The following is a 14,632-nucleotide window of genomic DNA, read 5'->3' on the forward strand; positions in this document are numbered from 1 at the left end:
TCCCCCTCACCTTGTACTGTGTGCGTCCAAATAGTTTTGCAAGATCAGGCTTGCGGCCAGTTTATCTACCACCTGCTTGCGTTTTTTTCGGCTGACGTCGGCCTCCAGAAGCGTACGCTCCGCCGAACGCGTCGTCAGCCGTTCATCCCAAAGGTGAACGGGTAAACCCAGTAACTCCTTGAGTCGGTTCGCAAACTCGATGCAAATCTCACCGCGTGGACCCACGGTTCCGTTCATGTTTTTTGGCAAACCTACAACAACCTCGCCCACCTCATTGTCACGAACTAAATTTGCAATTTTACCGAACTCACTGTCGTCACCGCGTCGTTCTATGACTTCCAATCCTTGGGCGGTCCAGCCGAAGGCATCACTTACGGCGACCCCAATTCGGCGATCCCCGTAATCCAATCCCATTACTTTCATGCCTGTCTCCTAACGGTGCTTGGCGAGATAGAAACGAACCAACTCTTCAATCAACTCATCGCGCTCTTTTTTACGTACCAGGCTTCTGGCATTATTATGCCGTGGCACATAAGCCGGATCACCGGATAGCAAATAGCCGACGATTTGATTGATCGGATTGTATTCTTTTTCCACCAGCGCATCATATACGGTCAACAAAATCTCCTGAGCAGAAGCTTCCTTCTCATCTGCCTTGACATTAAATTTGACCGTTTTGTCCATGGAATCCATTGTTGACACCTCGCTTCCACAAAACATGTGTACATGTTTATGCCAGCTTATTCTTTTACATCATACCATAAGCAAAGCCCTACAAGGAAATATCTAAGCCCGTTTTTTCCCAAAAATCCGCAAAAATTATCGAACTTTATCCTTGTGAAGCTGCCGACACCAGTTCATGCGCACGTTGAAGTGCTTCGTCCAGCTTGCTGGCATCCTTACCACCTGCTTGCGCCATGTCAGGTCGTCCGCCACCACCGCCACCGCATACGGCAGCAATTTCTTTCACGAGCTTGCCTGCATGAAGTCCAGCCTTGGTATGCTCTGCCGGAACTGCTACGACAAAATTAACTTTGTCGTCCATTGCAGCGCCGAGCACCAGCACAGCAGCCGGAAGTTTCCCTTTCAGTTCATCAGCAATCGCACGCAACGCATCCATGCTGGAAGCCTGCACGCGTGCAGCCAACAGCTGCACCCCGCCTACTTGCACGACCTGATCGGTCAGCTGGCCCGCCTCAATAACGCTCAGCTTGCTTTGCAGCGATTCATTTTCACGACTGAGGTCTTTAATTTGTTGCTGCAAAGATTCGATACGCTTTGGCACCTCAGACAGCTTGGATTTTACAAGCCCAGCCGAAACCTTCAACAGCTCTAATTGACCTTCCATATATTCAAAGCCAAAACGTCCAGTCACCGCTTCGATACGACGTACACCTGATCCAATGCCGCTCTCGCTGACAAGCTTGAACAAGCCAATTTGCGAAGTATTGCTGACATGACAGCCACCGCATAGTTCAATGCTGTAATCGCCTACCTTAACGACCCGTACGATATCTCCATACTTTTCACCGAACAGCGCCATTGCTCCGAGAGCCTTGGCTTCATCAATCGGTTTCAGTTCAATACTAACATCCAGTTGGCTCCAGATGGCACGGTTTACACGCAGTTCAATATCCGCCAGCTCTTCTGGTGTAATGCTTCCAAAATGGGAGAAGTCAAAACGCAGACGCCCAGGCTCTACCAAAGAACCCGCTTGATTGACATGGTCACCCAGCACTTCTTTAAGCGCTTTGTGAAGCAAATGTGTAGCCGTATGGTTTTTCTCAATTTCTCCACGTGAAGCTTGATCTACTTCTGCTTTCACCGTATCGCCAACGTTCAGCTCACCGGCTTCTACAACAACCTGATGCACATGCTGACCTTGTGGCGCCTTAAACAGCCCTTCGACCTTCGCAGTTACCGTACCTCCACGCAGCAAGCCTTGGTCACTGACTTGTCCTCCGCTTTCGGCATAGAAAGGAGTCACATCCAGCACGACCTGACAAGACTGCCCTTCACTAACACTGTCCACCAGTACATCTTCATATACAATCGCCACTATTTTAGACTCAGTTACGAGGTCATTATATCCAACAAATTCACTTTTAACCGCCAGATCGGACAAAGCTCCGCCCTGAATCTTCATGCTCGCGCTGTCCTGATGAGCATCACGGGCACGTTTGCGTTGCTCCTGCATCGCTTCATCAAAACCTTCACGGTCTACTTTAAAGCCCTGCTCGTCCGCATAATCCTCTGTGAGATCGAATGGGAACCCGTACGTATCATACAGTTTGAAAGCATCTGCTCCGCTAATGACATTGCGACCTTCGGCCTTCGCCTGAGCACTGATATCGGACAAAATTGCCAATCCATCTGTCAGTGTTTCATGGAAGCGTTCCTCTTCCGTTTTGATCACTTTGATGATGAAATCACGCTTGTCCACTACCTCAGGGTAATACACACCCATGACATCCCCAACGGTTTCCACCAGCTCAAACATAAATGGACGGTTCATGCCCAGCATTTTTCCATAGCGCACAGCCCGGCGCAGCAAACGGCGAATCACGTAACCCCGTCCTTCATTAGAAGGCAGCACACCGTCACCAATTGCAAAAGCTACGGTGCGGACATGGTCAGCAATAACCTTAAGAGCCACGTCACTGTCCACATTTTCGTTATATTTTACTCCCGCCATCGCCGCTGTTTTTTGGATTAGTGGCTGGAAGATATCCGTATCAAAGTTGGAATCCACATTTTGCAAAATGGATGCAAAACGCTCCAATCCAGCCCCTGTATCAATATTTTTGTTCGGAAGCGGCGTATAGCTGCCGTCTTTGTTATGGTTGAATTGTGAGAATACGAGGTTCCAAACTTCCAGATAACGCTCATTTTCTCCCCCCGGATACATTTCAGGGTCCGTCATGTCGCTTCCGTAGGCTTCGCCACGATCATAAAAGATTTCCGTACAAGGTCCACAAGGGCCTTCACCGATATCCCAGAAGTTATCTTCCAATTTGATGATACGCTCGGCAGGAAGTCCAACTTTTTCGTTCCACAGCTTGTACGCTTCCTCATCCTCAGGATACACAGTTACAGCCAGACGTTCCGGATCAAAACCAATCCATTTTGGATCCGTCAGAAACTCCCATGCCCATGTAATGACTTCTTCCTTAAAATAGTCACCAATGGAAAAGTTGCCGAGCATTTCGAAAAAGGTGTGATGACGGCGCGTTTTGCCGACATTCTCAATGTCGTTCGTCCGGATACATTTTTGCGAATTGGCAATACGTGGATTTTCTGGCTTCACACGTCCGTCAAAATAAGGCTTAAGCGGTGCCATACCCGCATTAATCCACAGCAGGGAAGGATCTTTATGTGGAACAAGCGGCGCGCTTGGTTCAATCACATGTCCCTTGCTTTCAAAAAACTCCAGCCATTTGGAGCGGATTTCACTAGCTTTCATATAAGTAGCCTCCTAATTATGGTGTCACTGGTTCCTGGCACAGGCCATAAAAAAACAGAAAAACGCCCCTGAACGGATCAGGGACGATTGTATCGCGGTACCACCCTGGTTAACGCCGTCCCCTCTGTACGAAATGCCCATGCGCAAGCTGCACACCAACATTTGCTTAACGGACGATCGATCGCCTTGTTTTCACTGGTAACGGGAGCATCCCGGCGGGTTCAGCCCGCACTTCGAAATGAGCTTTCCCTACTGGATAAACACATTTAAACATACTCAACTCAGTATATCCGTGTCATTTAGCCGTGTCAACGCGATTTCAGACAAGATACATACGGTGTATGGACAAAATCAGATTGTTTTCCGCTTCACGTAATAAGCAAAAAAATGCTGAAGTCCTACCTTTAAGACTGCCATCACGGGAACCGCTAAAATCAAGCCGGTAATTCCCGCAATTTCCCCACCCACTAGCAGAGCGAAAATAATGGCTATCGGATGCAGATGCAACGTTCGTCCCACCACCTGGGGAGAAATGACATTGCTCTCCAACACTTGAATACAGGTGTTAACGACCACGACCAAAAGCACCATTTTTAAGGAGACCGTAGAAGCCATGACTACTGCCGGAGCGGCTCCCAAAAAGGGGCCCAAATACGGAACGATGTTAAAAATCGCAACCACTCCTGCCAGCAACAGCGCATAAGGCATGCCAATGAGCATATATCCGAGATAAGCCATCACTCCAATAATGACGCATACCAGTAATTGTCCCCTGACATAGTTGCCAAGCGCCTGATCAATTTCCTTAAGTACCGTTACAATCGCCTTGCGACGAGAACGCGGGAGGTAAGACACAATCGTCCGCTCGAACACATCAAAATCCTTCAAAATATAAAAAATGAGAAACGGTACAATGAACACATTGAACAGCATATTGATCATCCCGCCGATGTTATCCATAAAGTTAGAAATCCCTGTTGCCATCCGATTCTCTAGTTGGAAAAACCATTGATTCATACCCGTTCGCACCCCTTGGGGCAAAATGCCGCTATCCATATTCGTCATTAATCCTTGTGCATGCATGGTCAGCTCAGGCAGATGCTCATTCAGCTCATCCAGTTGTTCAATGAACATCGGAATCAGGTTCATCAGAATCACAATGAGACTGGCTAAAAACACAGCATAGATGAGCAGCACAGCTACGCTTCGAGGCACCTTGCGACCGCCCAGCATACTGACAACCGGATTAAGTACATAGGAGATGATCATCGCTACCGCAAACGGAGCAATGATTGTTTTCAGAAATTCATACAAATGCAAAAACAAAGGTCGCAGCAGCCAGATAAAATATAGAATGACAAGTCCCAGCAGCGTCCATATTCCGTACCGGAACAGTCTACTTTTCGTTAATTGCTCCATTTCGTGCCCCCTTACTGGACTAGCCTCCTTTAAGTATATGCCTGTACCTCTACTTTAATCCTTCCCGCGAGTCTGGAATGCCCCATAGATTACCATTGTAAAAAAATGATGAAAACGGATGAAAACAATTAACAAAGTCATTCCATCTGACGATATAAGTACAAAGCACTACTTTAAGTTTTCACATTTCTGAAACATCGGGGGTCGTTACATGAACTTAAAAATCAAGCTTATTCTCCTTTTCACTTGCATTGTTATCGTTGCAGCTGGGCCATTGTCGATCATTAGCATGACAAGCGTTAAAAATCAGGCCAATCATGATATCCAAGAGCTTATGAACAGCAAAACCTCCGAAACCGTCAATCAGCTCGACGGATGGATAGGTGGTAATGCCAAAATTATTGAAACATTGGCTGCAGGTCTGGAATCCAGCGATATTTCATCAGATGCCAAAGCCGTATCTCTGAAGGCAGCTTTTCAAAACTATAAAGATCAAAATATTTCCAATATTTACGCAGGCTTTGAAGATGGAGCCTACTGGGATGGATCTGGCTGGTTTGAAGCAGGTTATGATCCTCGCGCTCGACCGTGGTACAAGGATGCCAAAACCAAGGGAGAAATGTATTACTCGTCCCCATACATTGATGCAAATAGTACGAATTTCACCATTTCTATTGCGAAGCCTCTCAAAAATTCGAATGGCTCCGTCACTGGTGTGGTCAGCGAGGATATAATGCTCAACGATATGACAAAAATAATTAAAAGCATAGACTTGAACGGATTGGGCTACGCATTTTTGATTGACCAAAATGGAGCCGTGATCGCGCACCCAGACAACAAGCTGGCTGGCAAAAACCTCAAGGACAATCCCGAGTTGGGTTCATCAACCGCGGCCCTGCTGAGCGCAGCTTCGGGAGAAACAGACTATAGCTATAATGGTAGTGACCGTCAGCTTTATTTTAAAAAGATGCCTAGCACAGGCTGGATTGTAGGGTTGTCCATTTCCAAAGATATTGCTTTTCAGGAGTATTACTCCACTCGTAATATGTTGATTATAACGGTTGCTATCATCTTGGTTGTCGCTATGCTGCTGGCGATCTGGGCGGCAAACAACTTTATTAAGCCGATTCGCAGACTCCAAGCGAATGTCAAACGTATAGCTGAAGGCGATATGACCGCTCGTGTGGATGTTAAAGGTAAAGATGAAATTGCCAGCCTGGGGACAGATTTTAATATCATGTCTGATAATCTCTCTCACCTGTTGCGCAAGGTATCAGATACGGCGGGCGATGTCAGCTCAGCTTCCCATGATATGCATCAGCACGCTAAGGATACTGGAACCATCGCGTCACAAATCTCCAGTGCAGTTCAGGAGCTTGCCCAAGGAGCGAGCGATCAGGCTGAAGCTGTATATTCCGGCTCTGAGAAGCTGACTCACATGACAGGCTCCATCGACCAGATTGGCGAAAGTGTTAAACGGACCCAAACTGCCGTTTTCGAAACAGATTCTGCCGTGCTTGCAGGGTATGAAACAGCAGAACGTCAAGCGAAACTGGCCGCCGAGTCCAGACAAACGACGACTGCGGCAGGAGAAGCCGTAGATTCGCTCGCGCTGAAAACTCAGGATATTGAGCGGCTGGCCGGGGCCATCCACGATATCGCCGCACAAACAAACCTGCTGGCCCTCAATGCATCCATCGAAGCGGCACGGGCCGGAGAACACGGACGAGGTTTTGCCGTCGTCGCGGGAGAAGTGAGAAAGCTGGCTGAACAAGCGGGCAGTTCCAGTGACAGTATCATGAGTAAGCTGGAAGAAATTAAAATTGCAGGAGTACAAAGCGCGGAGGAAATGAAGAAGGCTCTTGCTGTAACTGTAGAACAGGAGCATGCTGCCATTGCAACGAGACAGGCGTTTGAATCCATTCGTGGGGCTTCTCAGCATATGCTTGCCCAAATTGAGGACGTTACCGCCGCTACAGATCATCTCCGTGTGAATGCTGGACATATTTCCGATGTCATTTCCAGCGTTGTCGCTGTTTCTGAACAAAGTGCAGCATCTACAGAGGAAGTGGCTTCCTCTGTGCAAGAACAAGGTCATGCCATGAACAATATTGCCGACCTTTCTGCCAAACTCGATTCTCATGCAGATCTTTTATTGGAAGAGGTCAAACGCTTTAAATTGTAGAACTAACCATCTTCACAAAAACGGTATACAAAAGAGGGTGCCCCAGCCAATATGGCCGTTCGGGGCACCCTCTTCGTTGTTTTTATCAAGCATTATCCAACCTACTAAGCGTATGTAGATCACACCTCTTAGCAAGCAGCCTGTCCACTTTCGGTGTCAAGCTTAGGAAGAAGCATGAATTTGCGGCAAGTCCTGTTGTGCCATCTCATCTCCAAAGAATAGGTCGTCCAGCGAACTGAGCGTTCCATCCTCTTCCACTTGGTAGACAGACATTTTTTCACCATTCACCTGAAGTTCGATAAAGCATCCCCAGCAATAAAATTGATGGGAGCCGATTTTGCCGATATCTTTGGAATTACAATTCGGACATCTCAATAAACTCACCCTATCCATTAACAGAATATATGGCTTTTTCCAGACGCTGCTCGCTTAACGGGGGAACCATAACAGCATTTTCCCCGATGGACATATCTTCGGTGCAGGGCAGCCATTTCCGCCCCTCTATAATATCCGATACAAAACCATCGCTGATTTCCAAGCCTATTATGTTATTGCCCATTTCCTGGTCAAAATAAACATCCGAGATGTGCCCGAGCATAAGCCCTTCCTCTGTTAGCACGGATAGATCCTTCAGTTTACCGGGTCCAAGCAAGTACGTATGTTGTATATCATGGGCCTCCGTTTTACGGACAGCCTGCTGATTGCGAATCATGATCGCATCCTCACCGTAAGCAACGATGTCATCCCAAGCAACCATTTTCACGTGAGAAGAAAAAAGCCCTTTTCCTTCCAACTCGATCCCTGTGATTCGCCAATCAGCTGTCACCATAAAGTCATGTATTTTACCAATCTGCTTCCCGTCCTCCACATCGAAAACGGCAAGTCCGATCATATCTTGAAGCTTCATATATAGGGTACCTCCTCATTCTGCAATCCGAACGAAGGTGCGGTCCTTTTCCTACATGCCTGTCAGACCTTGCTTCCGTTCATGCAATGAAATGGAAAACCGCCCCTCCCTTCTTATTAAAATGCGGAGAAATCCCTAGTACCTAGTACGCAGCCGCTTCCATATGGTTTCAATTTTCTTGGCCGTGTATTCCATTTCTTCCGTAGTATTACCCAAACCGAAGCTAAACCGAATCGCTGAATGTAAAACATCTTCAGGAAGATCCATCGCCTGCAATACATGCGATAGCTCTAGAGATCCGGAAGTACAGGCTGATCCGCTTGCTGCTGCGATTCCTTCCATGTCAAGGTTCATCAGCATGGTCTCTGTACCAATGGCCGGAAAGCTAACATTAAGGACATTAGGTAAAGAATGATCAGGATCACCGTTAATTACAAAATTTTGGCTACCCAGAGTGTCTTCCAACCCTTTAAGCAGTGTCTGGCGAAGAACCGTATCGTGCACCCCACGCTCCTCAATGGAAGCATTAGCTAGAGTTGCGGCTTTAGCCAGACCCGCAATACCGGCGATGTTTTCTGTCCCGGCACGGCGTTTCTTTTCCTGAAGTCCCCCATGCATTAGCGGCTGAATGCGTGTACCTTGGCGGATATATAATGCACCCACCCCTTGTGGTCCGTTAATCTTATGACCCGACACACTCAGTAAGTCAATTGGGAGATTCCGGCAGTCGATGGATATATGACCGTAAGCTTGAACCGCATCTACATGGAATACAATGCCATGTTCTCTCGCAATCTGCCCTACTTCTGAGATCGGCTGAATGACGCCCACCTCATTGTTGGCATACATCATGCTGATCAAAAAAGTGTCCGGACGAATGGCAGCCTCGATATCCGCAGGGTTCACGCGTCCAAAACCGTTGACCGGGACATAAGTCACCTCATACCCCGCTTTTTCCAGTTCATCACAAGCATGAAGCACTGCGTGATGTTCAACCGCGGTTGTAATCATATGCCCGGAAGTACGGCCGTCTGCCGTAGCCGTCCCAAACAGGGCCAGATTATCGCTTTCTGTCCCTCCGCTCGTAAATATAATTTCTTCAGGCTTGCAGCCCAAAGAGGCCGCAACGGCATCCCGAGCAGCGCTGACGGTGCGCTTGGCATCGCGGCCAAAGGCATGAACGCTCGAAGCGTTGCCATATTGGCCGGTCATGATGTCCATCATAGTCTGCGCAACCTCAGGATGCATAGGAGTCGATGCGGCATGATCCAGATAAATTCTGTTCATGTTAATCCACCTCAAATATAGAACATGTAATTGTCCAATTCATCATGTTCTTGGTATGTGATCAAGTCCTTAAGTGTAGTAGAATCCAACACTTCAGCGATGCTGTCACGAATCCGCAGCCACAGCTGACGTTTTGCCGGATCGTCTTCTTCCGTGAAATCTACCGGAGATATCGGACCTTCCAGTACACGAATGATGTCTCCCGCTGTTACTCCTGCCGGTTCATTCGCCAAAATATAACCGCCGTAAGCACCACGGATACTTTTTACCAAACCTGCATTACGCAAAGGCGCGATGAGCTGTTCCAGATAATGCTCTGACAACTGATTTTTTTCGGCAATACTTTTCAAAGAAGTTGGACCTTCGCCAAACCTGGCTGCAAGTTCCATCATAATGGTCAGGCCATAACGGCCCTTCGTTGATATTTTCAATTGTGCCACCTCACTTATAGTAACAATTCCGTTAAACACGCGGAATAACTGGTGTTGTAAACCTCTCTATTCCGATCCTAACCCTCAGCTTATGTTAACATATTAGGGCAGGTAAAGGGAAACATTACGGTAACAATCTTAAAAAAAGTTGCTTTCGAGCGATTTGGAACAGCTTTAGCCCATTTTATATAGCTTTCTTCCATCGTTCGCCGTGTCGTTTGATCGTCCAAACATCGTATCTTATTATCGTTTATGTTACAATAGGTGGGTTCTACAACAATATTGAAAGAATTGGGTGATGACCATGGCTAAAGCCAATCATGAAACCCGTGTCGTCGTCGGGATGTCCGGTGGCGTCGACTCATCCGTTACCGCGCTGCTGCTGAAGGAGCAGGGCTATGACGTAATCGGCATCTTCATGAAAAACTGGGATGACACGGATGAATTTGGCCGTTGTACGGCTGAGGAGGATGCGGAGGATGTGCGCCGCGTCTGTGAACAGATCGACATTCCTTACTATACCGTCAATTTTGAGAAAGAATACTTCGATAAAGTATTCTCCTATTTTCTTGATGAATATAAAGCTGGACGCACACCCAACCCGGATGTCATGTGTAACCGTGAAATTAAATTCGGCGAGTTTCTAAATAAAGCGCTGGATTTGGGAGCAGATTATGTTGCTACTGGACATTATGCACGGGTTGTGGAAGAAGACGGCCACTTTACTTTGCTGCGAGGTGTGGATAGCAACAAGGATCAGACTTATTTCCTAAATGCATTAAGCCAAACACAGTTGTCCCGAGCGATGTTTCCCATCGGTCATCTGCCGAAACCAGAAGTACGTAAAATTGCGGAAGCTGCGGGACTGTATACGGCCAAGAAGAAAGACAGCACAGGCGTATGCTTTATCGGCGAGCGTAATTTCAAGGAGTTTCTGAGTGGATATCTGCCTGCAAAAGGTGGAGACATGGTGGATATCGCTACTGGTGAAGTCAAAGGACGTCACGATGGTCTGATGTACTATACACTGGGTCAACGACAAGGCTTGGGCATTGGCGGATCGGGTTCAGGCGAACCGTGGTTTGTAGCGGATAAGGATCTGGAGAAGAATATTCTGTATGTGGTACAAGGTGATCGTCACCACAGTCTGTATTCTACCAGCCTGATTGCAACGGACGTGAACTGGATTGAAGGCGCAGATACTCGTCCGACCAGCGAATTCCGTTGCACAGCCAAGTTCCGTTATCGCCAACCTGATCAGCAAGTAACTTTACAATGGCTTGCGGATGGAACCGTGCATGTCATATTCGATGTACATCAAAAGGCCATTACACCTGGACAAGCTGTTGTATTTTACGACGGGGAACGCTGTCTGGGTGGCGGAACCATTGATAAGGTTGAAAAACTTCAGCCTGAAACAGTTTAAATAAAATGACCATTTTGCATTGATATAGCAGGGAATTAAAAAAGTCGTCTCTCCAGATTTGGGAGGCGACTTTTTTAATGAAAGATGTTTTTAGTAATGGCTTGTAAAGAATTGATAATCTGCTCTTTATGATGTCTGTCATGCTGGACAAACATTCCTTGCAAAAAATTTTCCATGGTGTATGCACGTCCCTTTTTTAATCCATTGGTATGCTTCCCATTTAAAATAGGAACCGTCATATTTAAATAAGATCGCTACAATGGACTTCTAACTTCTTCCCTATGTAATCCTTTTCGAATTAACTTGAAAGACCATTAATACATAAGGAACTTTTGATAACATCCTCATTTGGGTATATGATGTAGACAAGATCATACTTCAATTGAAAAGGAGCGTGCCTTTATGTCTGATTCATTAGGAATGCTGACACCGGGTAAAAAAGTTTCTTTGAAAGAATGGGACCCCAAGGATACGAAGAATATCAAAAATAAAGAAGAAATCCGACAGGAAATAGATCAATTGAAGGAACGCTTCACGGAATTACAAAGCAAATTATTTACAGAGAAAAAACAATCCGTTTTGTTTGTATTTCAGGGTATGGATTGCAGCGGCAAAGATGGCGTCATCAAACAGGTATTTTCCAACCTTAACCCTGCGGGGGTGACTGTCCACAGCTTTAAATCACCTACGGCTGAGGAATTAAGTCATGATTTCTTGTGGCGTGCTCATAGCGTTACCCCAGGACGTGGATATATTGCAGCATTTAACCGTTCTTATTACGAGGATGTGCTGATTACACGTGTTCACGGACAGATATCCGATAAGCAGGCCAAACGGAATATTAAGCATATCAAGCATTTTGAACAGTTGTTGCTGGATAATGGTGTAAAGGTGGTTAAAATCTTTTTACATATTTCAAAGCAATTTCAGTTAGAAAAGCTGATCGACCGAATTGAAAAGCCTCACAAAAACTGGAAACTCGATCCAAGTGACTTGCAGGAACGAAAATTTTGGAAGCAATATACCCAGTATTATGAGGATGTATTAGAGCTAAGCGCAACCAAACAAGCTCCTTGGTATGTCGTTCCTTCAGACAACCGTTGGTATAGGGATTATACTGTGCTACGGATTGCCGTCCAAACGCTGGAGGAAATGAAGTTGTCTGATCCTGATCCAAGACCTGAACTTGAATCCCTTTTACCTGAATTGTACAAAGAACGAGATAAAAAATAGCTGTATAGGTACAGCACTAAGCTTCCGAAACCTTATCACGGCTGAGAATGCCTTGAGTACGGGATTGGAAGCTTTTTATTGCATTTTTACGTGTTATTTCGAAAATGTATAAAGCTTAACTGACTCTGTACCCGATAGCCGCAGCTACAACTCCTACCACGACAGAGGACAGTACATACGTAGCCATGCGTCGGTATTCTTTACGCTCCATCAGTTGAAGAGATTCATAGCCAAATGTGGAAAAGGTGGTGTAGCCGCCACAAAAACCTGTTCCTAGCAGCATCCAGAGTGCAGGAGACAAATGGTTTTGCGTAAACTCGCCATAGAGCCAGCCTAGCAGCAATGAACCGCTGACGTTAATGATCCACGTCCCCCACGGAAATGCGATACCAAACCTCTTTCCGGCCCACATGCCAAGCCCGTATCTCGCCAGTGTACCCACGATACCGCCTGCCGCTGCCCACCAGATCATAAGCGTTCCTCCTTGGGAGCAGCCTGCGTCATTTTTGTACCTAGGCGGATACCTGTCCATGTCAAAAACAGCCCTCCGCCTACGCTAAGCAGCAGGTACAACACAGCCGTCAGCATACGATCATGAACCGTGAGGCGGACAGCATCCACTGCAAAGGTGGAAAAGGTGGTAAAGCCCCCTGTAAAGCCTGTTCCGATGGCAAGTCGCAATCGCGGCTTGATCCGCCATGATCGCAAGGTTACCGTAAAGAACCAACCCAGAAACAGGCAGCCGATCCAATTGATTAGCAGCACACCAAGTGGAAAATCCGCACCCGCCGCAGGCAACAGCGATTGCAGGCCATAACGGGTAGAGGTTCCAAGCGCTCCGCCCGCGGCAACGAATAGCACGTCTTTCATCTTCTTATCCCCTTCTTCGCTCTTGCACGATCATGGTGTAACGTGACGATTTCGTACACACTCTGTATATTAAGTCGCACATATATTAAGACTGTGAATCCCGCCAGCGCTGGTTTTGCCTGATTTTTGACTCATTCCCCTGCTCAGTAGCCTGGTAGAAGGTTTGGTCTGCTATCGAATCGGGCAAATATTGCTGCTTCACATAGTGATTCGGATAATTATGTGGATATTGATAGCCAACATGTCCGAGCTTTTCCGAGCCTTTGTAGTGTGCGTCACGCAAATGCAGTGGCACCTCGGCCGATTTGATATCGTCCATAGCCGACATGGCCCGTGAAATCGCTGTATATACGGCATTCGATTTAGGGCTTTCCACGGCAAACAAAATGGCCTGTGCAATGTTCAGTTTGGCCTCGGGCCAGCCGTTATTGCGATAAGCTTCAAGCGCACTCACCGCTTGCACCATTGCCTGCGGGTTCGCCAGGCCAATGTCCTCACTGCTCGCCGCGATGAGGCGGCGGATAAAGGTCATCGGGTCCATGCCGAGCTTTTCTACGGCGTACAGGAACCAGAACAGCGCGGCGTCGCTAGAGCCGCGAATGCTTTTGTGAAAGGCCGACAGCACGTCATACTGCGTGGATTCATCTGCTTTGACAATCGGGCGGCGAATGGATTCCTCTGCGACTTCCAGTGTCACGTGAATCGTGCCGTCTGCCAGCGGAGGCGTCGTGAGCGCCGCCAGTTCCAGCGCGTTCAAAGCGCGGCGGATATCGCCGTTCGCCATGGACGCAATGTGAGCCAGTGCAGCTTCATCGACCTGAAGCTGCATGTAGCCGAGCCCTTTGTCCGCATCGCTCAAGGCGCGGCGCATAGCAGCCAGCGAATGCTCCTGCGTTAGCGCTTCAAGCTGGAACAGCGTAGAACGGCTCATTAAAGCGCCGTTGACGTAGTGAAAGGGATTTTCAGTCGTGGCGCCAATAAACACGATCGTGCCCTTTTCCACCGCAGGCAACAGTGCATCCTGACGTGAACTGTTAAAACGATGTACTTCGTCGAGAAACAAAATGGTTTTTTTGCCATACATCGATTTATTCGTCTGTGCACGGTCAATGACTTCTCTTACGTCTTTCACAGATGCTTCTACAGCATTCAGACGTACAAAATCGCCTTGCGTGTGTTGCGAGATGATATGTGCCAGCGTTGTTTTGCCGCACCCCGGTGGTCCGTACAACAAAATAGAAGAGACCTGATCTGCCTCTATAGCTCTTCGCAGCAGCTTACCCGGACCCACAACATGCTCCTGTCCAATATATTCATCCAGCGAAGTCGGACGCAAGCGATCCGCAAGCAACCGATTGCTTGGCGTTGACTCTTGGGAATATGAAAATAAGTCCATTTCATTCACTTCCTT

The 14,632-nt window shown here is 47.3% G+C and carries 14 protein-coding genes; 3 read left to right on the forward strand and 11 right to left on the reverse strand.

The window, feature by feature from the left end:
- Positions 1 to 6: 6 nt before the first annotated feature.
- The 4 genes from ruvX to BM358_RS19965 all read right to left on the reverse strand — a co-directional run bounded on the left by ruvX (position 7) and on the right by BM358_RS19965 (position 4,882).
- Positions 7 to 423: a Holliday junction resolvase RuvX gene (ruvX, locus tag BM358_RS19950; protein WP_014282932.1), complete on the reverse strand. Its 417-nt coding sequence runs from the start codon at positions 421 to 423 to the stop codon at positions 7 to 9.
- Between the two features lie 9 nt (positions 424 to 432).
- Positions 433 to 693, reverse strand: coding sequence for an IreB family regulatory phosphoprotein (locus BM358_RS19955; protein ID WP_007431624.1), 261 nt, complete (start codon positions 691 to 693; stop codon positions 433 to 435).
- Positions 694 to 829: 136 nt separating this feature from the next.
- Positions 830 to 3,463 (reverse strand): alanine--tRNA ligase, encoded by a 2,634-nt coding sequence (alaS, locus tag BM358_RS19960; protein ID WP_028542438.1) that lies wholly within the window; start codon positions 3,461 to 3,463, stop codon positions 830 to 832.
- Positions 3,464 to 3,814: 351 nt separating this feature from the next.
- Entirely contained in the window at positions 3,815 to 4,882 is a 1,068-nt protein-coding gene (locus tag BM358_RS19965) for an AI-2E family transporter (protein WP_028542437.1), read from the reverse strand.
- A gap of 211 nt (positions 4,883 to 5,093) precedes the next feature.
- Here BM358_RS19965 and BM358_RS19970 point away from each other — a divergent pair, with 211 nt between their 5' ends.
- Complete coding sequence (locus tag BM358_RS19970) at positions 5,094 to 7,067, forward strand: methyl-accepting chemotaxis protein (protein ID WP_023989908.1); 1,974 nt, start codon at positions 5,094 to 5,096, stop codon at positions 7,065 to 7,067.
- 162 nt (positions 7,068 to 7,229) lie between these two features.
- Here BM358_RS19970 and BM358_RS19975 read toward each other — a convergent pair whose 3' ends face one another.
- From BM358_RS19975 to cymR, 4 genes are all read right to left on the reverse strand, one after another.
- Positions 7,230 to 7,442: a hypothetical protein gene (locus BM358_RS19975; protein WP_013311529.1), complete on the reverse strand. Its 213-nt coding sequence runs from the start codon at positions 7,440 to 7,442 to the stop codon at positions 7,230 to 7,232.
- A gap of 10 nt (positions 7,443 to 7,452) precedes the next feature.
- Positions 7,453 to 7,974, reverse strand: coding sequence for a PRC-barrel domain-containing protein (locus BM358_RS19980; RefSeq protein WP_013311530.1), 522 nt, complete (start codon positions 7,972 to 7,974; stop codon positions 7,453 to 7,455).
- 135 nt (positions 7,975 to 8,109) lie between these two features.
- Positions 8,110 to 9,261, reverse strand: a complete 1,152-nt coding sequence (locus BM358_RS19985) for a cysteine desulfurase family protein (RefSeq protein ID WP_028542436.1) — start codon at positions 9,259 to 9,261, stop codon at positions 8,110 to 8,112.
- 11 nt (positions 9,262 to 9,272) lie between these two features.
- Positions 9,273 to 9,692 carry a cysteine metabolism transcriptional regulator CymR gene (gene cymR / locus BM358_RS19990; protein ID WP_013311532.1) on the reverse strand — a complete coding sequence of 140 codons (420 nt, stop codon included), beginning with the start codon at positions 9,690 to 9,692 and terminating at the stop codon, positions 9,273 to 9,275.
- Positions 9,693 to 9,996: 304 nt separating this feature from the next.
- On the opposite strand from cymR, the gene mnmA reads away from it, so the two are divergent.
- The gene (gene mnmA, locus BM358_RS19995; RefSeq protein ID WP_023989910.1) at positions 9,997 to 11,118 is read left to right on the forward strand and encodes a tRNA 2-thiouridine(34) synthase MnmA; all 1,122 of its coding nucleotides are present in this window, start codon (positions 9,997 to 9,999) and stop codon (positions 11,116 to 11,118) included.
- A gap of 402 nt (positions 11,119 to 11,520) precedes the next feature.
- The gene (locus tag BM358_RS20000; RefSeq protein WP_028542435.1) at positions 11,521 to 12,351 is read left to right on the forward strand and encodes a PPK2 family polyphosphate kinase; all 831 of its coding nucleotides are present in this window, start codon (positions 11,521 to 11,523) and stop codon (positions 12,349 to 12,351) included.
- 115 nt (positions 12,352 to 12,466) lie between these two features.
- Here the strand turns inward: BM358_RS20000 and crcB (BM358_RS20005) are convergent, their stop codons facing one another.
- From crcB (BM358_RS20005) to BM358_RS20015, 3 genes are all read right to left on the reverse strand, one after another.
- The gene (crcB, locus tag BM358_RS20005) at positions 12,467 to 12,823 is read right to left on the reverse strand and encodes a fluoride efflux transporter CrcB (RefSeq protein WP_028542434.1); all 357 of its coding nucleotides are present in this window, start codon (positions 12,821 to 12,823) and stop codon (positions 12,467 to 12,469) included.
- Positions 12,820 to 13,221, reverse strand: coding sequence for a fluoride efflux transporter CrcB (crcB, locus tag BM358_RS20010; RefSeq protein ID WP_023989914.1), 402 nt, complete (start codon positions 13,219 to 13,221; stop codon positions 12,820 to 12,822). The genes crcB (BM358_RS20005) and crcB (BM358_RS20010) overlap by 4 nt, the downstream gene beginning before the upstream one ends.
- 85 nt (positions 13,222 to 13,306) lie before the next feature.
- Positions 13,307 to 14,617: a replication-associated recombination protein A gene (locus tag BM358_RS20015; protein ID WP_023989915.1), complete on the reverse strand. Its 1,311-nt coding sequence runs from the start codon at positions 14,615 to 14,617 to the stop codon at positions 13,307 to 13,309.
- Positions 14,618 to 14,632 lie beyond the last annotated feature (15 nt).

It is taken from the genome of Paenibacillus sp. cl130 (assembly GCF_900116035.1).
In the GTDB taxonomy this organism is placed as follows: Bacteria; Bacillota; Bacilli; order Paenibacillales; family Paenibacillaceae; genus Paenibacillus; species Paenibacillus polymyxa_B.

Coding starts and splice junctions, on each gene's coding strand:
- ruvX (WP_014282932.1), bottom strand. CDS start 423: ATGAAAGTAATGGGATTGGATTACGGGGATCGCCGAATTGGGGTCGCC.
- crcB (WP_023989914.1), bottom strand. CDS start 13,221: ATGAAAGACGTGCTATTCGTTGCCGCGGGCGGAGCGCTTGGAACCTCT.
- BM358_RS19970 (WP_023989908.1), top strand. CDS start 5,094: ATGAACTTAAAAATCAAGCTTATTCTCCTTTTCACTTGCATTGTTATC.
- BM358_RS19985 (WP_028542436.1), bottom strand. CDS start 9,261: ATGAACAGAATTTATCTGGATCATGCCGCATCGACTCCTATGCATCCT.
- BM358_RS19980 (WP_013311530.1), bottom strand. CDS start 7,974: ATGAAGCTTCAAGATATGATCGGACTTGCCGTTTTCGATGTGGAGGAC.
- BM358_RS19955 (WP_007431624.1), bottom strand. CDS start 693: ATGGATTCCATGGACAAAACGGTCAAATTTAATGTCAAGGCAGATGAG.
- BM358_RS19965 (WP_028542437.1), bottom strand. CDS start 4,882: ATGGAGCAATTAACGAAAAGTAGACTGTTCCGGTACGGAATATGGACG.
- crcB (WP_028542434.1), bottom strand. CDS start 12,823: ATGATCTGGTGGGCAGCGGCAGGCGGTATCGTGGGTACACTGGCGAGA.
- alaS (WP_028542438.1), bottom strand. CDS start 3,463: ATGAAAGCTAGTGAAATCCGCTCCAAATGGCTGGAGTTTTTTGAAAGC.
- BM358_RS20000 (WP_028542435.1), top strand. CDS start 11,521: ATGTCTGATTCATTAGGAATGCTGACACCGGGTAAAAAAGTTTCTTTG.
- BM358_RS20015 (WP_023989915.1), bottom strand. CDS start 14,617: ATGGACTTATTTTCATATTCCCAAGAGTCAACGCCAAGCAATCGGTTG.
- mnmA (WP_023989910.1), top strand. CDS start 9,997: ATGGCTAAAGCCAATCATGAAACCCGTGTCGTCGTCGGGATGTCCGGT.